The organism is Serratia sp. AKBS12, assembly GCF_024793895.1.
Classification (GTDB): domain Bacteria; phylum Pseudomonadota; class Gammaproteobacteria; order Enterobacterales; family Enterobacteriaceae; genus Serratia_F.
The window spans coordinates 46,103-67,486 of sequence record NZ_JANUSB010000013.1 but is presented as its reverse complement, the minus strand read 5'-3'; the positions used below and the strand labels follow the sequence as shown (position 1 = coordinate 67,486).

Sequence of the window (21,384 nt, the reverse complement as noted above, 5' to 3'; positions counted from 1 at the left end):
CTTGCTTTTTTCATTGCCAGTACGGAATCAATGGCGTTTGTTCCAGCAGTGCTTCTGGAGACAAAGCTCGAAAAGGCCGATAAATATTCTCGTCCTTCAGTTGTATCTTCTAATCCCTTGTTCTTTAATGGTTCAACTGGTAAGTTCCCTATCAGATTTCTTTTTGCCGCTTCAGCAACTTCAATCTGCTCAACAGAATAGGACTGATTCGAAACCTTATTAGACAATGCATCGGATTTAGATAATGGTGGTGTAGTTAGGCTTGATGCCGACTTATCTTTATCAGGATACTGACCTATAGTATTGCACCCACCTCTGTTATATTTCACATCATCTTCGGAGCAAACACTTATTGATACTCTGCCCATGATGTTTTTCTTGGCCTCATTTATTCCGGTATTTGCTTGTGTAAACATCTTAACGCTGTTTTCAGATAAAGCCTCTTTCGCTGAGCTTGTATTCGATCCTGCTGCACCACGACCACCTGCGCTCGTGACTTCTTCACAGGCATTGGCATCAGGTATTCTGTTTAAGATATTTTTCATGCGCTGTTCTTGGATTGCCTGACTGGCATTACTGACAACAGCATTCTTCTGATTCTCATTTGCTGTTATTGTTGCTTGTGCCAGCTTGTCGTTCATTGAAACTAATGTTTCAATTATTCCATTGCCCATAGATTGAGGTGAAGCCCCCATAAGATACGGTGTCAAAACCTCTTCTGTGACGGGCCAGACAGCAAAAGCTGTATTTGTATATAACACAGAAAAACACAAAGCCGAAACCACTGTTATTCTCTTTAATTTAAATTTATTGTTCCTCATTACAATACTCCCGCTAACTTATTACCTAATTTATTATTTAACTAATTAAATGTGATCTGTCAATTTTAACAGAAACATTTATTTAACATCTACCTTGAAAAGTAATATAACAGAGGACATATAAAACAAACGGAGTGAATATCATAAATGCAGCGATATTTTTATATATTTTTGCCTATGAAAAAAACATTTTATAGGAGAATAAAACCTTGCATGAGAAATGCCCATATTCAATTAAGGCTGTGGTGAGGTTCTATTTTTCACTATAGTCATTTAAATTATGCTGGTAAGCAAACATATAAAGTGAGTTCCATTCCAGATAACGAACAATTAAAAAGAGGGCGAAAGCCCTCTTTTTATATCACATTATCTGTCATTACTTTCAGTGGGTGATGAACTACCACCGGAAGATCCACCACCATTCCCTTTATCTGGAGCCGTAAAGCTTTCAATTGGTGAAGCTTGGGCTTGAAGGTTTATAGGCAGCAACGGTCTGTTATGTTCACCAAACGATACCGCTCTGTTAGCAGCCTTTTGGGCTACATTCATATAACCTGCAGCGCCTGCTGTATCACCAACAGCATCTGCTGCCTCAGCCGCATTATAAGCCGAGTTAGCACTTTCAAGAGACTGATATTCATCCTGCTGATCCAGTGGGCCAGCATTACTCATATGAGTTCTGAATGCAGATCCCGTATCATTGGCTTTATTAGCTGCCTGTGCTTTCCCCTGTTTAGCCTGTTGCTGTTGTTGAAGCTCACGTTGCTGTTCACGGTCTTTGTTGATTTGCGCATTCCTGAGCTGATTACCCATCGCATTTGAGGTGTGAGAAACCTGATCCAACACGGTTTTGGTAAACATAGCACCTTCAACACCTTTTGATGCCGACTGTGCGTAACCCGACATGCTCTGACCACCATGAACACCAAGCCACTTCATAATTTCATCAGGGATGATGTGAATCAGTGAAAGTGATTTCTTCACTACCGTGAACATCATCGCAATATAAACAGCAATGAGAGCCAGTGACTCGATGATACCTATCCCGGCATTGGCTGACATCATGCCAAACGCGCCGGAGAATGTTTCATTGACGATCCCACCAAGGATAGGGAGCATCGTATAGGCTGCTATTAATCCTGTTATCATTAGCGCTGGTCGCATGGTTAACGATAAAACCAGACCATAACCAGCGCCACCACGACCCACTACGCCATCACCGTCTGGATGTAAATGTGTTATTACCCATAATGGCGCTGCGACCATTGCTTCAAGGCACAGGATCATCCAGCCGACGCAAACACCAAACCACATGACGTAAGGCAACATAGGAATAACGACGGCTAAGGTATCACCAGCTATCCATAAAGGGATAACCAGTGGCATGACAATCCCCATAGCGCCAAATGCACCCGATACCCAGCTTGCAGTCCATGAAGTCCATGCACCAAGACCTGCGCCAACAACCGCAGAACTTCCTAATAACGTCCAGCCAGCGGCACTGATCGTATCCCCAAGCCCTTTAACGGCTAATAATGGGTTTATCGCCTGTAAATTGGCAGCAGTTGTGTCGGTTGAAAACGAAACAATTTTCCCTTGTTTTCTGCCATTGATAACGCTGGAGCTGAGAAAACCCGCCATTGCACCAGAAATGCTCTTATTGGCTTCACTCTGAAGAGAGGAAACAATTTTCCCGGCATCATCCGTTTTAGGACCTGCGCCACTTTTACCACTGGTATTGGCTTCTGTTCGGCTTTGCGCATCAATACCATTCGCATATCTTGAAGCTGTCGTTGATTTCGCCATATCCTGAGCTACTTTTGCCATAATCGCGTTCAGACTGTTATCAAATATATCTCCGTATTCCATTGTCGCTTGCCCACCTACAGGAAGATTATGAGCTGCTCCATTAATCGCATCCTGCACACGGATCAGTTTCATACTCCATGCGCCAGCCATAAACCATCCATCTTTCTGGACATTCTCTTTGAAATCATCCCACTGGTCGCCAGTGGAGAAAACTGTTCGTACTGCAGTATCAATAATGGATACATATGAGGCCGTTGCGCTGTTTATTCCGGTCTGAATATCAATATTATTATCGGCCACATACTGTTCAGCCAGCGTTTTCATACTATTATCAAGACCGATGAATGCAGCATTGTGTGCCTCAATAACATCTGAAATATTTGTCTTTATATCCTGTGGCATATAAGCCATATACATGCCCCCAGCAGCGATGGTTGCCTGAGCTTTAGCCTGTTCGTCATAAGAAGCTTTGGCCTTGGGGTCTGTAAGCGTGATGCTTCCACATGCAGCCTTGGATACCAGTAAATTTTTATTCATATCATTACCGGCATTGCTGGCTCCATAACTGTATGTGTATAAATAGGCACCTTTCTCTGGCGTCATTTCAAACGCAGGCGTGACGTGCGGGAAGGGATCGGCTGCCGCTGATTTCTTCCATAACTCACTTGCCTTCAACATACAGACGTTATTGATAAACGCAGTTTTCGCTATACGGTCAAGTTCCTGATAAGACGCTGATGTTGTGATAACTGCTCCATCTGAGGGGTTGGAGGCATAAGTATTCCAGACGGTATCCGCCAGACCGACTCCCTGATTAATCATCCACAGCACCATAACCTGAGCGGCACAGAAACCACCTGCTGCCGGAAGTATCATTGCCGTGCCTAATGCAGTTCTTACGGGCAACCACATGGAAGACCATTTCTTACCCAGCATTTCTCCGTCATGTGCCGTTGACATGGTTCCGGCAATCAGCGTGTAGGCAGCTAAAATACCACCAACCAGCAAAACGGCGCTGTTAAGGATTGTCATTGTGCTGGCTAAGGGACTTTCCGCTAAATTGTCCGGGAATAAGATATCCAGAAACCACAGCTTTGATTTGTCTGTCTCCGGAACGGTAAATAAGTCGGCGGCATAAGCTGACTGAGTTAATAACAGACTAGCTAATATTGCTAATAGTATCGACACTTCTTTTTTCTTTATATTTATCATCATTACATTCCTTTGCCTCTTACTTCATTGAATTACTGATGCTGCTCCAGACATCGGTTCCATTGACGGTTGCTCCCGATCCTGATGAAGAGCCAGTTCCTGTAGAAACACTTCCATTTGCGATATTCCCAATCACGGGCATATCAATAGAAATGCTCTCGGATATACTTCCGGTCAGTTGAGTGACTTTTTCTCTCGCAATCGAACAGGCTTTACTTATTGCTGCTTCCTTCGTTTTTTTAATTATTGAATCCACAGATGGCAGGCTGATGCCGAGGTTTCCCACAGGCCAAGCGTCCGTACAACCAATCGTCTCAAGTGACTGATTGATGTTATCCATGAAATTCTTCGCTACCGGCTCTAACTGAGCCGCATCCTGCTTCATTGCGTTATATTGCGCTTGTTTTAATGATGAGCTGACATCCGGGCTACAGACTGCTGCGTTAGCTGTGGTTGCTGAAATTAATATTGTTGCGGGAAGGATTATTTTGAAAATGCGGACACAGACATTTGTTCGCCATTTATTTTTATTAAGTTTATTCATTTGATACTCCTTTAATTTATTACATTTTATTTACCATATTTTCTTCTTCTGATTAAATAAAAATACAATGCCTTATTAATATATATTAAATAAAATAGAATTAATCAAGAGAACGATAATTTAATTTGACAATGACTTTATTTTTGATTACTGTTTAAAAGTAAATAAATGATTACTCCAAAAAATTTATTACAATACTCTGAAGAGGCCAGTTCATCTGGCTTCTTTTAATTTAATAAGGATTTCATCTTCCACATCCCAACGTTTAAAATATGAATATATGTGTATAAAAAGTTCAGAGAAGTCGCGTTAATGGATCACTAAATATTATCCCAATCTAACGGTTCTTCTGGTGGCACAAGACTTGTGTTCTCTACAGAAGGGATTTCATTTATACTTTGACTCTTCACTAACCCTTGAGACTTTTTAGACTGCAATCTTGCGATTAACAAATCTATGTCATCTTGGTTATTAACTTCTTGTATAACTGCTTCAATGGACCTGTTTTTATCTTTAAGTGTGCTATTGCCGCCGCCATTGACAACTGTGCTTTCGGGTTGTTCTTCCATTGCTTCTTTCTTTTTTATAATCTCTGAAACAAAGCGAGCACGATCACCATTGAAGACAATAGCAGGGTTTATGAAATACCAGTTTTTCTCATTGGTTTTAGCAATAATACGTTTTTCGATGAGTTCTTTGATCCCTCTGTAAAAGATAGATTCAGACAAGACAAAGTGATCTATCTTTTCCGCAAGAGACATTGCCTTTTTACAGCTCAGGTAGAAATGATCTTTGCCTATCGCATCCTGATATATTCGTAAAAATATGAAAAACACTTTGTATGCAGTTTTCGTGAGATCAAAGTATGCTTTTATCTGAGAGGTATAGAGTTTAATGAACTCTTCTTTATCGACCTCTTGCGTATGCACGATATTGGCGAAGTAGCTTTTACCTGTATCTTTCTTTTCGATAAGTTCTGTGCCTCTTGAAACAGTTAGATTTTTCTTTCTTGTTTCAATCTTTATCTCTGTCTCAAAGCAAAAAGGGTTTAAGCCTAAATCTAAATCAACTTCTATTTCATTCATCACGTTATTACCTCTTATCATTTTATCTTTAATTAAATACCATGCACAAAATAGATATCAAGTTTTTTGCATATTTTTTTGCGAAAATATTTTAGAAATCGCAAGTATTCCAGTGACTAGAATTTAAAACACAGTCATTTTTAGTTTATAAAATGACATAGAAACTGACTACAGAGTCAGGAAAGCTCACTGTACAGTCAGGAATACTGACCACAGAGTCAGGAACACTGACCGTACAGTCAGTCACGTATTTTCGTCATAAGTCTTATACCGCAAGGGCTACAGGCCGATTTTTTCTTAATTTAATTTTGCAAGAAGTAAGAGGTAATACTTAAGAGGATTAAAAGAAACCGGGCGATTTTTATGATCGCCATACAGGGTTTCAACATTAAAAATGATTAGGTACTTATGAATGAAATTTATATTTTTATTGTAAAGCGTTCCTCTCTGTTTGATTAAAATCCTTTTTTGATAATATCCACCATCTATGAGCTGAAGCTCATGTGCTGACGCACGGCTACGCCCTGACTCTGACATTAATATATTTTTTCTTGATAAAGTAGTTCAATATTTCTAGTAAAGACGTAAAAGATCGGTTTTAGATCGTTTTATCATTCAGTTATAAAAAAATGATCCTATGTTTGAACATAGCATTACTGTGATAAAATATAACATTCTCTCTTGATCGTATAGGAAAACTATATTCATAAAAGCAGCACTTAGTGATTGTTCAAGACAATCACATTGCTGGAGCAGGGTTTATCCCTGTTAGTGATGGATTTATCCAAAAAAGATCGCGTCGAAGACGCACACAAAGTCAAAGGCAAATTAATTAATCTCTCACAATAAAAGCAGCGATTCGTGATTGTAGAAAACAATCACTCCGCTGTAATAACAGAATAAGAAAAATAAACAGATTACACCATTGGTGCCATTTTCATAAGGCACAAATAAACTTCATCGCAAAACGTTTCTGGACAGATCAATTAAGAAATATTTCAATACAATTCATCCTTCATTGCTGAAAACCTCCAACGCCATTCATAAAACAGCAGGTGCCATTCAACAGGCACACATTCCCTTTTACTATATTAAACTTATTACTATATTACAGCTGTTATTTCTCATATAAAACAATATATTACAGAATAAAGGTTATAGGTTCCTATAACTATGGTTATCGATATCTATAACTCGGATTATAGTTTACTATAACCATAGTTAGCAAAAACTATAACTATAGTTCCGCACTAAAACTATTATTCAATAACTGGCGGACATTCCACTCTAAGTAAACTTATTCCAGCCAGAAAGTAATAAGCTTTTTATCCATCATACTCAATGGATAGCTCTCCACTATTTTATAACTTTTTCCACTTATTTTTGACTTTGTTATTGACGATAGTGTTTAATCTGTTATGTATTAATAAAAAACAATAAAAGGAAATATACGATGACACAGATAGATTTTAAATCCCTTAGCAGTTTATCACCCTTTCAGCTAACACAGTATATTGATGACCATCATTTTACTACTGAACAGAAAGTGCAGATATTCGAACATTACCACAGCACACATAAAGATATTACCAATATCTATTCAAGAAAAGAAAACATCAAATCCATCAAGAAAGATGTTGATTATGTTCATATGTTCACGAAAAACTTCCAGCAGCTCGCAGAACTTGATATCTCAAAGAATGAGTTAAAAGTTATCGCAAGGATCTTAAATATCATGGAGTTTGGAAACTGCTTTCATATCTCACAGGCAAAGCTATGCCGAGAGTTAGATATTAAAAAGTCAAATATGTCCCTTGTCTTTAAAAAACTCAAAAAGAAAGGGATCATTATTGATAAAGAAGGAGATCTCTTTATGAACTCCAACATATTCCTTAAAGGACAAGCTCATTCTATTAACGCAAAACAGCGACCTAATGTCAAAAAGGCACAGGGATTTGTTGTTGATGAAAAGGAAAGATTTGAGAACGTTTATACTTTTAGAACAGATACGGATGAAAATAATGACGTAGACAGCAATAGCCAGCTATCTACGGATGATGAAGTCTTGTCTCTACAACGCCCTAAGATACCCGAATGTCTATTTAATGAAGTAGAATAATAGATATTTTATCAAGGGTATTATATTGAGCGCTTCACTGTAATTTTACACTTAATTTTCAACTCGCAATATATAATATAACAATCATTTTACAATGAGGTTTTATATGAGAAAAATAAAAACAGATAACAGTGAGTTAATCTAATATTTAGATATAGCCAATGAACTAAAAAATCAATTCCCGAAAGAAGAATACACAAACAATATGATAAACTACGTTCTGATGCCGAGACCATCATCATACATCTCCCCAAGCAGAAATTGCGCGTCGACATCATTTTGCGCAGCCGCTTTTTCGTACCATGATTTTGATTACTGATAGTCAATATCCAGTATTTCTCTATATAAATACATAAGACCCAAGGCATATTGAGCTTCTACATCTCCTTTTTCGCCTGCTGATTTCAACTTAGAAAACTGAGAGTCCCTTTGAATGGTCGTAATGTAAACAATCGAAAGAAGTATAATAAATCCTGCTATTAGCCAATATTTTATTTTTCCCATGTCACACCTAGTCCATTTAAATACTATATAGCCTCTACAGAGATCTTTACTCCAGACTGTCCCAGTCTGGGAGATTGTTAACTACCTTTCGCCACCAATGATACGCAGCCATAAGAACACCAAAGCAAATACCTGCGACTATGCTTAAGACAAATGCTGCGCCCGGTTGCATCCCTTCGTCCTTCCAAGTAAAAAACCACATACAGATCCCCCATGCCGGACCAAACCATACCCCCATCAGCAAGGTTATTTGCCAGAATGAGGCAAAAGGTAGCGGTGGTATCTTGAATCCAGCTTTCCATGCGAGGCGTAGCAAGGGAGGGGCATAATTACAACGCCACATCTTCTTGCTTTCCATAATGGCAATGGAGTGTTCCTTTTTAGCTTCAAAGCTCATACAGTTTCCTCCAGATTCACCTAACTATCGATAAAAATCATTGTAAATGATAATGATTATCGCTTCTATGTTTATGTTCTAATAAACTCAAATAGTCATTCCTTGAGATCCTCTGGTGAAACACGATCACATGTCATTTTCTCAAGTAATCTTTGTGCTTTTTTCATTCTCAACTTACGTGCTTTTTTCTCACCAATCTCCCGATAGTATTCTTCCCGGCGCTCCGCGACAACTTGGCGGAACTTCTTCAAAAACTGTTCCAGTGTTTTGATGTCGGTAGTAGCCGCTTCAACTTGGATTTTTTTGTACATATACATAACATGGAATTCATCAATCATATTGGTTATCTCCGATTCTTTACAGGATTATTTCCCTCTGCACGAGGGAATGTTCATCATACTTTAATATCAAATCACTGTGAACTTTAACTTCCAATAAATAGGATCTTGATTTTTATCTTGCTTTAGATTTCTCATAACAAGTTCAATAATGTGTTCTTGATGCCAATATAATATTGTGGCTTTTAAATCTCTTCTATCGATATCAGATATATCATTTTTGATAGAGTATTTCTTCATCTCACGAGTTATCAAAATATCATATATGACGCCAGAGAGAAACCCACCATTCAAGATATCGATTGCTGTTTCAGGATGTTTTTCATAAATAGCATAGATCTCATCACAGTATCCTTGTAAGATGTTAGCAATAAGTTCGTTTTTTTCTTTTTCTCTTTTATTAAATATAATCTCTTTCATCTTTAATCCTTTTTTCATGTTAATAGTTAGTAAAAATAATCAGTTGTTATAACCGATATTTATGATAACGGAACCATATTCCAACCCTAAATCATTAACTAGTTCGTTATTAATAAATCGATTTAACTCTTCAAGCAAGTTGCTGTCATCCATGATTTCTTCTACTGAATATCCCGTAATGGCAACAAATATTTCATAACGCTCTTGAATAGCATTCATTACTTTTGGAGTTTCTTCACAAAACATATTTACTGCGACAGATATTGTATTTGCCATTTATATTTCCCTTTTTATGTTTTGGTTTGGCCCGTTGTGGGGCAAGATTGGTTCTTATTTTCTAAAACATTCTGAATACTCAACTAACATGGCAGCGACTAGTTCAAAGTCAACTTGATTAATATCACCACTATTTCCTTCTTGGACAGTGAATCTTTCAAAGTTGTTCTGAATATGGTCAATAACATAAATAATAAATGGGCTCATAAACTCTTGATCATCCAGATAATCATTGGCATCCCCATCACCATTGACTTCCATGAACATATTCCAGCTTGCGGTAAACGACCTGCAGGCAAGATCATAGAACAGTTCAGTTGATTTATTACTAGCAATACTTTCTTTAGACATATTTATACCCTCATAGTTAAATGCTTATTTAATTCATTGTGTTTTTATTAGCCCCTTTCAGGGCCGAGTATGCTATTATTAACTCATACTAAAAAGTAATGCTTTAGTATGCACATATCTCATTTCAAACATAACTTTATCCATATCAACATAGATAAGTCTTTCTCTTTTACCAGCTTCTTCCATATGTTCATCGAAGCGTTTTGCCAGATATTCTTTAACATGCGAAATATATGATTCCGTTCTGTTGCTATCCAACATAATGGATGCTAATAACTCATGCTCTTCTTGTTCTTTATATATGCGTATTCCTGTGATATAAAGATTCTTTGCCATAGCAGTAAAAGCTTTAGTCGATGAGTTCTTAATGTTATTCAGTTCTTCAGTATTCATATGGTTACTCCTTATTTTTGAATGTATAGCCCCCTACACTTTCATGCATTATTTGAGAGCAGATTATATTTTTTGTTTTATGCTGATGCTAAGTTCGATTGTGTTTACATATGACCTCCTACTTTATATTTTTTGGTTAATAGACTAACTGGCTGTATCGAAACCATTGTGATTTTGCTTTTTATGCTACTTTATTACGTGATAAAGAAATCTTTTCATCAATCCACTTATCAATATCACTCTCTAAGAATGCTATTGCTCTTTCACCAAGTTTTACTTGGGCCGGAAATTCATTACGACTAATCAGGCGATAAATCCAAGCCTTACAAAGGCCAGTTCTATTTAATACTTCAGGTAAACGGATAAATCTTTTTCTTTCGTTCATATATTTCCTCGTCGTTGTTTTGATGAGGTTATTATTCGAATATCGCTTATGACAATCAACACCTGTTTTTTCGGAATTATTGCGTAAGTGAGTGATTTTTGTACAAATCACAAAGGAATAGATTGAATGCTGTTACAAGACGGGACTTAGAGGGCTTTAGCAAAAAGTGCTATTTTTAGAAGCGGAAAAAGGATTTTAGAAATGTATCTATTTATCAATTAATTATGATAATTCAGTTTAAATTCTGTACTGCGGAGGATACCCCTTGAACAGCGCATCCCCCTTTGCTCACTTTATCTCAATCCATCAATAACGCTTTGTGGTAGTGATAGAACTGATTTTAAACTGAGTTCAATTCGACTGATGATTGCTTCTCGTGGGCCACTACGCCAACCCGCACTCGCATAGAAATCATCAAGAATGCTTTCCATCTGTTCTTCACTTTCAAAAGCCCGTATGAGGTAGTAGCTGTCAGGATCGTGCAGAGAGTTTCCGTACGCAACCACATCGATACCGTTCCGGGTATGAAGTGGAACACTGACTTCATGCATGATCTGATGAAACTCCTCACCAGAATCTTTTTTCAGGGTGTATTGTAGTATTTCGACGATCCTATCCTTCATACCTTCTCCATCAATGACCATGAGAAACTGTTTCAATGACGCTAACGCATTCGGCTGGTTAAAGGAAGAAAAGCTGACACGGATGATCTGAGTTCAACTTCCAGTTGGTAGCTGAACTGTTGCATGTATTATCTTTCGGCATAGTTTGACGTCAAACGTTCAGCAATTTCGCTTAATGGTTCCATAATTGAACCCTCAATTGAAGAAAAACATAAAATATACATATAAATCAATATATTAAAACTGTAGTTACAGGGACGCCAGCCCAAATAGGCCACCAGTGATACCAGATAGACCCGGTGGCAATAACGAAAAAGCCCGCTTTCCTATGGTTTGCGGGCTTTTTTGTGTCTGTCGTTATCCGAGAACATCCGGCTAAATCCAGAGAAAATTGGTACACGTTTAGGTACACGCTATACTGTGGTCCATTAAACGTGTACCAATTATGGAAGGGATCCAGACATGGCGCGCATCACACGCCCCCTCACTAACAACGAAATCCTTAAAGCCAAATCTCGGGAAAAGACTTCACTCTTCATGATGGTGACGGCCTGTTCTTGCTCGTCAAAACCACCGGTAAAAAACTCTGGCGCTTACGCTATCAACGTCCGGTCAGTGGCAGCCGAACCAATTTGAGTCTCGGCTCATACCCTGCTCTTACTCTCGCAGCCGCTCGTCAGATACGCGATCAGCACTTAACCGCGCTCGCACAAGGTATGGATCCGCAACAGCAACAAGAGCAGGCATCAGAACAGCGTCAGATTGAGCTAGATAGCATTTTCTCAACTGTGGCCGCCAACTGGTTCAAAATGAAGAGCAAAAGCGTCACTGAAGACTATGCGAAAGATATTTGGCGCTCTTTAGATAAGGACGTGTTCCCCGCAATAGGCGCGATATCTGTTCAGGAGATTAAGGCCAGAACGATTGTTGAAGCATTGGAGCCAATCAAAGCGCGTGGTGCATTAGAGACGGTTCGCCGCCTGGTGCAACGTATTAACGAAATCATGATCTACGAAGTTAACACTGGTCTGATCGATGCAAATCCAGCATCGGGTGTTGGGATGGCATTCGAGAAACCGAAAAAGCAGAACATGCCGACGCTTCGACCAGAAGAATTGCCAAAACTCATGCGCTCTTTGGTTATGTCAAACTTATCAGTTCCTACTCGTTGCCTTATTGAATGGCAATTACTGACTCTGGTGCGTCCTTCTGAGGCTTCCGGTGCTCGATGGGACGAAATCGATCTTGAGTCAAAGCTCTGGACTATTCCAGCCGAAAGGATGAAAGCTAAGCGGGAACACATTGTTCCGTTATCACCTCAGGCGTTAGATATTCTAGAAGTAATGAAGCCTATTAGTTCTCATCGTGAACATGTTTTCCCGAGCAGGAATGATCCTAAGCAAGCTATGAATAGCCAGACTTCTAATGCAGCACTTAAACGTATTGGTTATGGAGGTAAACTCGTTGCTCATGGACTTCGTTCTATCGCTAGCACAGCGTTGAACGAGGCTGGTTTTAATTCAGATGTTATAGAATCAGCTTTAGCGCATATAGATAAAAATGAAGTACGGCGGGCTTATAATCGTTCTGTTTATTTAGAACAACGCAGAGAAATGATGTCATGGTGGGGTGTGAAAGTAAAATCATAGGGCTTTCGCCCTATGATCTAACTATTATAAAGTTTCCAATGCGAAATTCCGATATCGCATTAATGCATAAATATATCTCGTAGTAGATGCAGGTGTCCACGTTCTCTCGAGTTCTTTTGCAAATGCGGCCCCCATCATTTTCTTATCATCATCGCCGAATTTATTTACATAAGCATTTAATATTTTGATAGCTGGGGATTCAGTGACTAACCTTGCTAAAGCCCTTTTAAGATTGATGCTTTCTAATATAATTTCTATTTTATTATTTATCACTACACCATCATCTTGTCGAGAACAAAACCCTAGAGAAATTAAATCCTGCACTGCATTCCTATGTTTATTCTCCTGAATAAATGAATGGCTCATTTTTTTATTGGTACGCAGATATTCGGCAACTTCGAGTGTTTTTTCTGGCGAAGTAGCAGCTAAGAAAAGTGATCCCCTTCTATTACGAGCTCCCCTTTTATCTAAGTCAATTGCCCCAAACGCCGGCGAAAACAACTCACCATCATATATAACCACGAAATTCCCGATTACCGCTATCAGTCCCGTAAATTGTAACCAAGCCAATAATCGTGAACTATAAGACTTAGGATAACCACCGTCTTTATTCTTATAGGTGCGGGCAATTATAGATTCATACCTATCGATAGGAACTCTTCTTAAATCGGCATCAATAATATTCTCTGCCAATTCTAACAACACACTATGACTCTTAAAATGCTCACGAAGAAACTCAGGGACATTTGTAATGGACTGTTTGCAGACTATATTCCCATTTAGATCCCTGTCTATGAGAACGAAATATTGTAAATCCATTAATACATTTATTAATGTTCCCCGACTATAATTGAGTTTAGTTTGCAGTTCATCCAAGCTAATAGTTTTGAACGAGTTTACAATTTCAAGAATTAACAAAACCATTTTCGGTGATGTTGATGGCATATATGACCATGGTATAACTGGAAGATCATTTCCTTTAAGATAATCTCGAAAAACATCCCAATAGACTGATAGTTTTTCACCTGTTTTAATTATCATTCTATTTGAAATTAGCTCTAAAACGGTATCACTCCCAAATTCTTTAGTAACTTCATATTGACTAATCGGAGAGTTTTTTGCCACAAACTTTAAACACGAATTTTGTTTTTCAGGTCTATCTAAATCTTCATGAAATAAATTTGAGATCTGTAGTTGGCTAACCAACATTTGATCCTGTGATATACCTCCTTTTAGTTTTTTGAATACATGAATACAAAGCTTCTTCAATAGCCATGGATAACCTTGAGCTTGCTGAATAAGACGTGTGCGTAAAGGTTTATTCAATTTAAACCCTGTATTTAGCTCGAAACTGCTAATTAATTTAGATGAATCTTTTAAATCAAAAGGCTCTAGTTTCTTTTCAACTCTATAATCTTTTAGCCGATTCCACATTGAGTATGCTGGGTTTTCATCCCCTAGAGTAATACCGGTTCTCCATGAGAACCCTACAACTAAATTGCTTTGTAATGCAGAGACATCGAGTGCGAATCGTTCAAATTCTTTAAATAATCCGAATAGTTCCTCTTTCATAAAAACTTCTTCGAACTGGTCAAAGAAAATAGTCATTACCTTATCATGTTCGGAAAGGTATTTTAAACATTCCTGAACGCTCTCAGAACCTATGATATCCGTAACACTTTCAATCAGAAATGGTTTTTCATATTCAATAAAACCTTCTTTGATCGCACTAGTGAAAGCTTTAACGACAGCTTCTGCAACAAAACGTCCGCCTCTAGCAGAACGCACATCGACGGGTGTAAGGAAGAATTTATTTTTCCATTTTTGATTTTTAAATCTTGAGGATAGCCTTGCTATTAAAGATGACTTTCCATTTCCTGAACCGCCTATAAGTGACAGGACTCTACTTTGAGAACTATTTCCTCTAACATTCTCAAGATAATCCCAAACTTCTTTCTGTATATATTCTCGACCAACAAAATCTTTCGGCTGACATGGTTTATAATCCATAAAATCGTCAGCAAGAATTATTTCACTTACTATTTCCCTCTCGTAGTTTTCAGATAACTTTGAAGACGAAACAGCTTGTTCCGGTTCAGATAATATATAAAATCCTGTTACTTCCAACCCCTCAAAAAGCCCTTGCTCCTTTATTATTTCACTTATGCGACTGACATTTGGCATTTTACTATTTTTGTTTACAGCAAACGGTACCACTCTTATAGGGCTACCATTTTCAACTTCTTGCAAAAGCCAAGTCATTTCTATTTCAGGATGAACTAAAAGAGTTGCACTAGTATATTTTGCCGGGATATCATCTGTTGGAATATCTTCAACCTTACCTGTTGCAAGTATAGATGTAAGAATCTCTTTTTTATCGAAGAAAGAATAGTCTATACGATCATCAAGTCTAAAATCCTCAAGTGTTGACTGAGCATCTTTACCCAAATCAGAAATTGAAAAAAGTGCGATTTTTTTAACTCTCAACCTAAATGCTTGAGAAAATGCCAAATCAACCACGGATGAATCAACTTTTTGCTGCATGAATTTACATTCTACATACAGTTTTTCATTTGATGGTGTATGAGTAGCCTGAATATCAATTTCCATACCAGACTTTCTGACTTCCATACCATCAATCCTATACGATTGCCGGCGGAGAATATCAGCGCAAAAATTCTCGAAAAACTTCCCTCTCAAGGTATTAGAATAATTACCAGGTACACAAACTATCAAATCTTTATTCAGTGGTAACGGTCTAGCCATTTATACACTCCTTATCTCATATCCTTTTGACAAGTAAGATATCAACCTCGAGTTTCAGAAACCAGCGTCTTGCACATATTTACTACCCCAAAATTTTTTTGCTTTACCCCCTTAAGCGCGCAATGCTCTCCCCGCCACGCCTGCCCGCTTAAGGGGTCGCTTTTAATGCAGGTGCATGAACGGCCTCAGGGTGCGCCAGTGCTGGCGCTGTCGGGGGATCCAGTGTCGGCAAAACGCATGCAAAACCATGCACCTTATGCATGCATGGCTTTTTTACGGGAAAATAGAGGGATTTTCGGGAATTTTTGAAAGGACTACTGCGCGGCCAGCTCTGCGCGTCGGCGGGTGTAATTCAGGTTCTGTGCAGGTGTGAATTTTTCACGCATATCATCGCGCGAGGCCGCTTCAGGCCTGAATCCGATGGCCGTTAAAATGTCATTATCCTGCACCGAATAATTAATTTTTTCACCAGCGGTCAGCCAGACCTGTAACGCCTCACGAAGATAGTCGACTGAGTGCTGCATGGCGCAGCGCTGAACGGCGGAATGCTGCCCGGAATAATTCATCAGCTCCGGGGCAAGGGCGGCGGCCAGCTCCGCGCCATGCGCCTGCATAAAATCATTCAGACGGTTACGGATGCTGATGCGCTGCACCTCCTCATGCGAGCGGATGTAGCGACCGGCAGCCTGATTAATTTCCCATTTTTTCACGTCGATAATCTCACGCAGCGTTTGCAGGCTCCGGCCGCTGTGGCCTCTGCTGGCAAGCTGTTCGCGGTATGCCTGTTCGGCCTGCGTCAGTTCTTCCCTGCGTTGCAGCCAGGCGGATTTGTTTGCCTGACAGGCCTCAAAGGCTTTCTGTAACGTCAGTGTGGTCACGTATGTTTCTCCTGATGACTGGCCGTGCTTACCCGCACCTCACCCTCGACGCGCTGGAAAGCGCCATTGCCGCCGAGCTGGAGGGCTTCTACCTGCGTCAGCACGGCGAGGAAAAAGGCCGCCAGATTGCCTGTGCGCTGCTGGAAGATTTAATGGAAGCCGGACCGCTCAAGGCCGCGCCGTCGCTGTCTTTTCTCGGGCTCGCCGTGATGGATGAACTCTGCGCCCGTCATATCACATCGCCTGTTATGCACTGAGGGAGAAAATAACGATAAAAATGAACGTAACGGAAACCGTAAAACAGGCGTGCGGCCATTGGCCGCGCATTCTCCCGGCGCTGGGTGTGAAGGTCATGAAAAACCGGCATCAGGCCTGTCCGGTGTGCGGCGGCTCTGACCGTTTCCGCTTTGACGATAATTACCGTAAATATCTTTATCACGCGTATCTGGCCTATATGGAGGCTAACGGGTACAGGAATGTGCTCAGCCTGAAAATGTTCGGGCTGGGGCTGCCCATGATGCTGAAAGAGTACGGCCTGAATTATGAAAAGCGGCACACAAAGCAGGGAATACAGACCAACCTGTCGCTGAAAGAGGAAAGCTACGGCGACTGGCTGCCGAAATGCGATGAACCCGCAGCGACATAACCCACTCCAGACCGGCTACAGCCGGTCTTTTTCTTTCCGGCAATTGCCACAGGGTGAACAATCCACTGTTCACCCTTCACCGTATATTCACCCTGTATCAATATGAAATTATTGATAAAAAAGAAAAGGTGAACAGTGTGAACAGTTAAATGCAAAAAAACTTTTTTTCTGTGCTTATTGTTTAAGAAAGAAGACCACATGAAAAAGATGACACATTTTTAAAGAGGGAGCGTATTACTATGACATTTCATAATTGATACACGTTTAGGTATACAACTGAAAGTTGAATAAGTAAAAATCCTTTATATTTAATACATTGAGAAATTTATTCAGATTCCGCCAGCCCAAACATAACGGCCTGATTCTCTTAGAGTTTCAGGCCGTTTTTCTTTGGGCGTGTGGCACAACTGTGACTCAGGAGTGTACCATATGCCATCAAACAGCATCCCTCATTACCTCTACAAGCGTAACCATGTCTGGTGGTTCAGGAAGCGTTTCGTCGCTCAGGGCAATGCAATCGAATACAGACTGAGCCTGCAAACAGCAAGCTTTCAGCGTGCTCGTCTTCTTGCCCTGCGTTTACAAACACTTTGCAACCAGATGGTTGCTTCTTTGAGGGTCCCAAAAAAACTGAAGAATGGCGTGATGGAAAAATCAGCACAAGAGCAAATCAGAGCAAAACTTCGAGCAAAAATTGCCGAATGGACAGCCGAGGAAACAGAACATTGGTTCTGCGGCTCTAAACGTAATGAAGGCGATCTTAACGATTATCTTGAGACACTAGATATGGTTGTCTCTGATTTGAAAGAACGCATCGCTTACGATGATAAACCATCTCTGCACCGAGCCGAAGCAAGTACCGTTCTGGACGAACTGCCACACCTTAAAGCTACTCTCAGTGATTACGATTACCAGGTCATTGCTCGTATGGTGGCACAAGCCAAGGTCAAATCCTTGCAGAATACGCGAGCAATCATTCTTGGTGGTGATGCTGGGAGCGGGAGTTTCTTTCCGAAATAAAAGACTTCCACACTTCAGGTAAGGTTTCAGCGAGCTTAGGAATTCCGCTTTTTAAACTACCTGCACAGACGCACTACGAGATGCCAAACGGTGAAGTCATAAATGTCGTAAGAGAAAGATGTCGTGAAGCCCGCGAACACGTCGATGAACTCGTCAGCAAATTTTGCTGATCGGCTGCAACTTCGGTAAGGAAATGAGTATGTTCATGTTACAAATTAGTGACACATTCAAAACCGAAGCATAAAGGTAACTTACTGCTATTCGGTGATTTTGTTGTTACGACAACGAATCATTGGTTCGATTCTTTCCCTGTAGCGATCTTAACGAATTCAACTGCCAGTGCGGGAGTTGAATTCCCTTTGATTTCCTGTTGTTCCAATAGATCACTTATCATACATCAAGGGCGATGCCCTTCGACTTTTGGTACTATGGCACAATATAAAGATGGTCAGCAAAGGAACCTTAATATGCTTTATCATGTTGTTATAAAAGAGAAAAACAAAGAAAAGCGTTACTATGGTGAACATAAAACAGATTTAACTAAAGAGCAGTTGATAGCACGTTTCATTGAGCCGTATGAACAAGGCAATCCCATCACGGTAAATGGAATGACTATTCTACCTTCTGAAATCGAACGGATAGTCGTACGGGCTAGCGAAAACACGATCGAATCTTACATTCCCGCCATAAAGATGGAAGACCAGCGCTCCTCAGTATCAGTAATTGGCGGACCATCCTATATGGTAAGAGCCGTTTCCCGAGCTAAAGACGTCACTGATGAATTTATAACCGGCCCCGCCGGACATAAAAAACAAGCTACAAGCTCCCAAGTTTCAAAAAAGGTTCGTAATCATGACGTAACCAAGGTGTTCATTGTTCATGGTCATGATGAGAATGCAAAAATCAAAGCAGCGAGATTCATAGAACAGCTTGGTTTCAAAGCAGTAATCCTGCATGAGCAAGTTAGCTCTGGCAGAACAATCATAGAGAAGATTGAGCAATATTCAGATGTCGGCTTTGCTGTAGTGCTGTATACACCAGACGACATTGGTAATCAAAAAGGCAAGTCAGAACAATTGAACCTTCGGGCACGGCAAAATGTTGTATTCGAACATGGTTATCTGATTGGCAAACTTGGCAGACCTTGTGTCACAGCTCTAGTGGATGGCGATGTTGAGTTACCCAATGATATTAGCGGTGTTGTTTATACAAAGATGGATGAGGCTGGTGGATGGCGCTTAGCTCTTGCTCAAGAATTAAAGCAAGCTGGTTATGACGTTGACATGAACAAACTGTTTGTTTGAGCCATACTATTTTCTTCATTGTTCAACTGTGCCATACTTCTGTGACATTGATTCCAGCTACATTGCTTAAAGAATCAGACAGTTAGTATTTGGTGTCGCTCTCAGCCAACCCACCAAATAGGCCACCAGTGATACCAGATAGACCCGGTGGCAATAACGAAAAAGCCCGCTTCCCTAAGGTTTGCGGGCTTTTTTGTGTCTGCTGTTCTCCGAGAACATCAGCTAAATCCGAGGGTTATTGGTATAAGTTAAAATAGATGCCATAAGCGAATACCAATTGACCAGTTTTTCTATAAATCTTGCTTTCTGGCGTTTACATCATTGCCTTGCTAGAGACTCTTCCAGTCAGGCAGTTTGTTGGCCCACTTGCGCCAATAGTGGAATAACGCCATGAATAAACCAAACAACAAACCAGTAAAAAGAGCGGTGAACATCGCAAACAATACGCTGAAGCCTTGATTCTTCCAGATAGTAAACCACATAGAAATGCCCCATAACGGGCCAAACCAAACAGCGAAGAACAACGTATTCAGCCAGAATGGGGCAAACGGTGGAGGTGGCATTTTACCTCCCATTTTCCAAAACAGGCGCAAGATCGGTGGCGCATAATTGCTCCGCCACATCCCTTTATCCTCCATCAGGGCTATTGCCTTTTTCCTCCTTTCTTCAAATCCCATCGTCTGATTCCTTTCATTGAGTAACTATTAAGACCGCCTAATAATACAACTTACCCAGAGTCTGACCTTGTCCCAAGCATTAGATACAACTGTCAGTTAGTAATGATACCTATCCACCTGAAACCCCGGATGCGGCGGTGAGCGTCAGGCGCATCTTCGTAATATCCCCCAAACAGATCAGGCATTTAATCCGGCGGCTGGCAAGTGCATCCATGACAAAATCCATTAACAAAGCCACGTTCGGTGCTCCCAGGCGCAGAAGCGAAAGCCGCTCGGTCGCCAGTCCTTTACGACGCCGTCTACGTTTTACGCTCAGATCGTTAAGATGATAAATGCGGTAGACCCGCATTTAATTAAAGTAAAAACCTTTACGTCGCAGAAACTGCCAGATACGTCTGTAACCAAATCTCCGACGTTCGAGCGCCGGTTCAGTGATGCGCCCTGATAAATGCGCATCAGCCGCGGGACGCTAAGCCTCATAGCGGCAGGTCGACAGGGACAGACCCGTTGCCTTACACATAACTTCCATGGCTTCCCGCTTCTGGTCTGTCGTCAGAGCTTTCGGCCCAGAGCTACCTGAATTATCAAGCATGGCTTCGCGAGCAGCTGCTTGGGTCGGGCATTATCCTCTTCAAGCGACTTAAGCCGCTTAACCTCCGGCATCTCCATACCGCCTTACCCCATGGATAGAAAGAAGCGTCGGCGATAGCGTTTTTCTGGCAAAGCTCCCGGGCAGAAACCCCGGCTTCAGCCTCGCGGAGAATACGGATGAGCCGATCGTCAGAAAAAGCTTCTTCATGGTGATGTCCCTACTTTGCTAATCAAGACATGACTAACATCGCGGTGTATTAATCAACGAGGAACCGGTCAAGCCATTAATTTAAGGTTGATTAAATATTAAAAATATTTACTATACTTATGAGTAAGTAGCTTAGTGTTATCACATTTGGTAACTATTCCTTGATAAGCCAGCGACTCTTTAGCTCAGATAACAATGGACCCCGTTATATTTTCATTGCGAAAAACCAGCACATGCCTGGTTTTTAATATGGTTATATCTATTAATAATTTGATAGCTATAGATTTCCTAAAAAACAAAAAGTTAAGATCATAGTTAAGGAAATTAATGGAAACGTTAAAAGACATACAATGAAACCGATCCATGCA

At 40.3% G+C, this 21,384-nt stretch carries 20 protein-coding genes and 4 pseudogenes; 7 read left to right on the top strand and 17 right to left on the bottom strand.

The features are described 5' to 3' along the window. The 4 genes from NYE85_RS09860 to NYE85_RS09845 all read right to left on the bottom strand — a co-directional run. A partial coding sequence (locus tag NYE85_RS09860) for a hypothetical protein (protein WP_259004535.1) occupies nucleotides 1-821 on the bottom strand: 821 nt, incomplete at its 3' end. A gap of 366 nt (nucleotides 822-1,187) precedes the next feature. Then, complete coding sequence (locus NYE85_RS09855) at nucleotides 1,188-3,845, bottom strand: DotA/TraY family protein (RefSeq protein ID WP_021535607.1); 2,658 nt, start codon at nucleotides 3,843-3,845, stop codon at nucleotides 1,188-1,190. 16 nt (nucleotides 3,846-3,861) lie between these two features. Next, the gene (locus NYE85_RS09850) at nucleotides 3,862-4,386 is read right to left on the bottom strand and encodes a hypothetical protein (protein ID WP_001037950.1); all 525 of its coding nucleotides are present in this window, start codon (nucleotides 4,384-4,386) and stop codon (nucleotides 3,862-3,864) included. Between the two features lie 320 nt (nucleotides 4,387-4,706). Then, nucleotides 4,707-5,471 (bottom strand): hypothetical protein, encoded by a 765-nt coding sequence (locus NYE85_RS09845; RefSeq protein ID WP_021535608.1) that lies wholly within the window; start codon nucleotides 5,469-5,471, stop codon nucleotides 4,707-4,709. A gap of 1,453 nt (nucleotides 5,472-6,924) precedes the next feature. Between NYE85_RS09845 and NYE85_RS09840 the strand changes: the two genes are divergently transcribed. After that, nucleotides 6,925-7,590 carry a hypothetical protein gene (locus NYE85_RS09840; RefSeq protein WP_021535609.1) on the top strand — a complete coding sequence of 222 codons (666 nt, stop codon included), beginning with the start codon at nucleotides 6,925-6,927 and terminating at the stop codon, nucleotides 7,588-7,590. 312 nt (nucleotides 7,591-7,902) lie between these two features. On the opposite strand, the gene NYE85_RS09835 is transcribed toward NYE85_RS09840, so the two are convergent. From NYE85_RS09835 to NYE85_RS09795, 9 genes are all read right to left on the bottom strand, one after another. Beyond that, on the bottom strand, nucleotides 7,903-8,094 hold the full coding sequence (locus tag NYE85_RS09835; protein WP_021535610.1) for a hypothetical protein: 192 nt from the start codon (nucleotides 8,092-8,094) through the stop codon (nucleotides 7,903-7,905). A gap of 46 nt (nucleotides 8,095-8,140) precedes the next feature. Next, nucleotides 8,141-8,491 carry a DUF6404 family protein gene (locus NYE85_RS09830; protein ID WP_021535611.1) on the bottom strand — a complete coding sequence of 117 codons (351 nt, stop codon included), beginning with the start codon at nucleotides 8,489-8,491 and terminating at the stop codon, nucleotides 8,141-8,143. Nucleotides 8,492-8,586: 95 nt separating this feature from the next. Beyond that, nucleotides 8,587-8,829 carry a hypothetical protein gene (locus NYE85_RS09825; RefSeq protein ID WP_021535612.1) on the bottom strand — a complete coding sequence of 81 codons (243 nt, stop codon included), beginning with the start codon at nucleotides 8,827-8,829 and terminating at the stop codon, nucleotides 8,587-8,589. A 69-nt stretch (nucleotides 8,830-8,898) separates the two neighbouring features. Further along, complete coding sequence (locus NYE85_RS09820) at nucleotides 8,899-9,249, bottom strand: hypothetical protein (protein WP_021535613.1); 351 nt, start codon at nucleotides 9,247-9,249, stop codon at nucleotides 8,899-8,901. A 39-nt stretch (nucleotides 9,250-9,288) separates the two neighbouring features. Beyond that, entirely contained in the window at nucleotides 9,289-9,525 is a 237-nt protein-coding gene (locus NYE85_RS09815; protein ID WP_021535614.1) for a hypothetical protein, read from the bottom strand. Between the two features lie 54 nt (nucleotides 9,526-9,579). Further along, the gene (locus NYE85_RS09810) at nucleotides 9,580-9,876 is read right to left on the bottom strand and encodes a hypothetical protein (RefSeq protein ID WP_021535615.1); all 297 of its coding nucleotides are present in this window, start codon (nucleotides 9,874-9,876) and stop codon (nucleotides 9,580-9,582) included. A 78-nt stretch (nucleotides 9,877-9,954) separates the two neighbouring features. Then, nucleotides 9,955-10,269 (bottom strand): hypothetical protein, encoded by a 315-nt coding sequence (locus NYE85_RS09805; protein ID WP_259004534.1) that lies wholly within the window; start codon nucleotides 10,267-10,269, stop codon nucleotides 9,955-9,957. A 181-nt stretch (nucleotides 10,270-10,450) separates the two neighbouring features. Further along, complete coding sequence (locus NYE85_RS09800; RefSeq protein WP_021535617.1) at nucleotides 10,451-10,654, bottom strand: AlpA family transcriptional regulator; 204 nt, start codon at nucleotides 10,652-10,654, stop codon at nucleotides 10,451-10,453. A gap of 293 nt (nucleotides 10,655-10,947) precedes the next feature. Next, on the bottom strand, nucleotides 10,948-11,277 hold the full coding sequence (locus NYE85_RS09795) for an NIPSNAP family containing protein (RefSeq protein ID WP_021535618.1): 330 nt from the start codon (nucleotides 11,275-11,277) through the stop codon (nucleotides 10,948-10,950). Between the two features lie 462 nt (nucleotides 11,278-11,739). Between NYE85_RS09795 and NYE85_RS09790 the strand changes: the two are divergent. Next, nucleotides 11,740-12,926, top strand: a pseudogene (locus NYE85_RS09790) (integrase domain-containing protein). Between the two features lie 24 nt (nucleotides 12,927-12,950). On the opposite strand, the gene NYE85_RS09785 reads toward NYE85_RS09790, so the two are convergent. Continuing rightward, on the bottom strand, nucleotides 12,951-15,692 hold the full coding sequence (locus NYE85_RS09785; RefSeq protein ID WP_259004533.1) for a restriction endonuclease: 2,742 nt from the start codon (nucleotides 15,690-15,692) through the stop codon (nucleotides 12,951-12,953). Nucleotides 15,693-16,006: 314 nt separating this feature from the next. Then, complete coding sequence (locus NYE85_RS09780; protein WP_259004532.1) at nucleotides 16,007-16,570, bottom strand: phage polarity suppression protein; 564 nt, start codon at nucleotides 16,568-16,570, stop codon at nucleotides 16,007-16,009. 2 nt (nucleotides 16,571-16,572) lie between these two features. Here NYE85_RS09780 and NYE85_RS09775 point away from each other — a divergent pair, with 2 nt between their 5' ends. The 5 genes and pseudogenes from NYE85_RS09775 to NYE85_RS09755 all read left to right on the top strand — a co-directional run bounded on the left by NYE85_RS09775 (nucleotide 16,573) and on the right by NYE85_RS09755 (nucleotide 19,540). Further along, nucleotides 16,573-16,827, top strand: coding sequence for a DUF5375 domain-containing protein (locus NYE85_RS09775; RefSeq protein WP_259004531.1), 255 nt, complete (start codon nucleotides 16,573-16,575; stop codon nucleotides 16,825-16,827). A 14-nt stretch (nucleotides 16,828-16,841) separates the two neighbouring features. Further along, nucleotides 16,842-16,985 (top strand): annotated as a pseudogene (locus NYE85_RS22740) (primase-helicase zinc-binding domain-containing protein); the annotation flags it as partial. Beyond that, nucleotides 16,986-17,216, top strand: a pseudogene (locus NYE85_RS09765) (winged helix-turn-helix domain-containing protein); the annotation flags it as partial. It lies immediately after the preceding pseudogene. Nucleotides 17,217-17,645: 429 nt separating this feature from the next. Next, the gene (locus NYE85_RS09760; protein WP_259004530.1) at nucleotides 17,646-18,236 is read left to right on the top strand and encodes a hypothetical protein; all 591 of its coding nucleotides are present in this window, start codon (nucleotides 17,646-17,648) and stop codon (nucleotides 18,234-18,236) included. A 467-nt stretch (nucleotides 18,237-18,703) separates the two neighbouring features. Next, entirely contained in the window at nucleotides 18,704-19,540 is an 837-nt protein-coding gene (locus NYE85_RS09755) for a TIR domain-containing protein (protein WP_101139872.1), read from the top strand. Between the two features lie 329 nt (nucleotides 19,541-19,869). On the opposite strand, the gene NYE85_RS09750 is transcribed toward NYE85_RS09755, so the two are convergent. Continuing rightward, entirely contained in the window at nucleotides 19,870-20,217 is a 348-nt protein-coding gene (locus NYE85_RS09750) for a DUF6404 family protein (protein ID WP_259004529.1), read from the bottom strand. A 115-nt stretch (nucleotides 20,218-20,332) separates the two neighbouring features. Continuing rightward, nucleotides 20,333-20,987 (bottom strand): annotated as a pseudogene (locus NYE85_RS09745) (IS3 family transposase); the annotation flags it as partial. Nucleotides 20,988-21,384 lie beyond the last annotated feature (397 nt).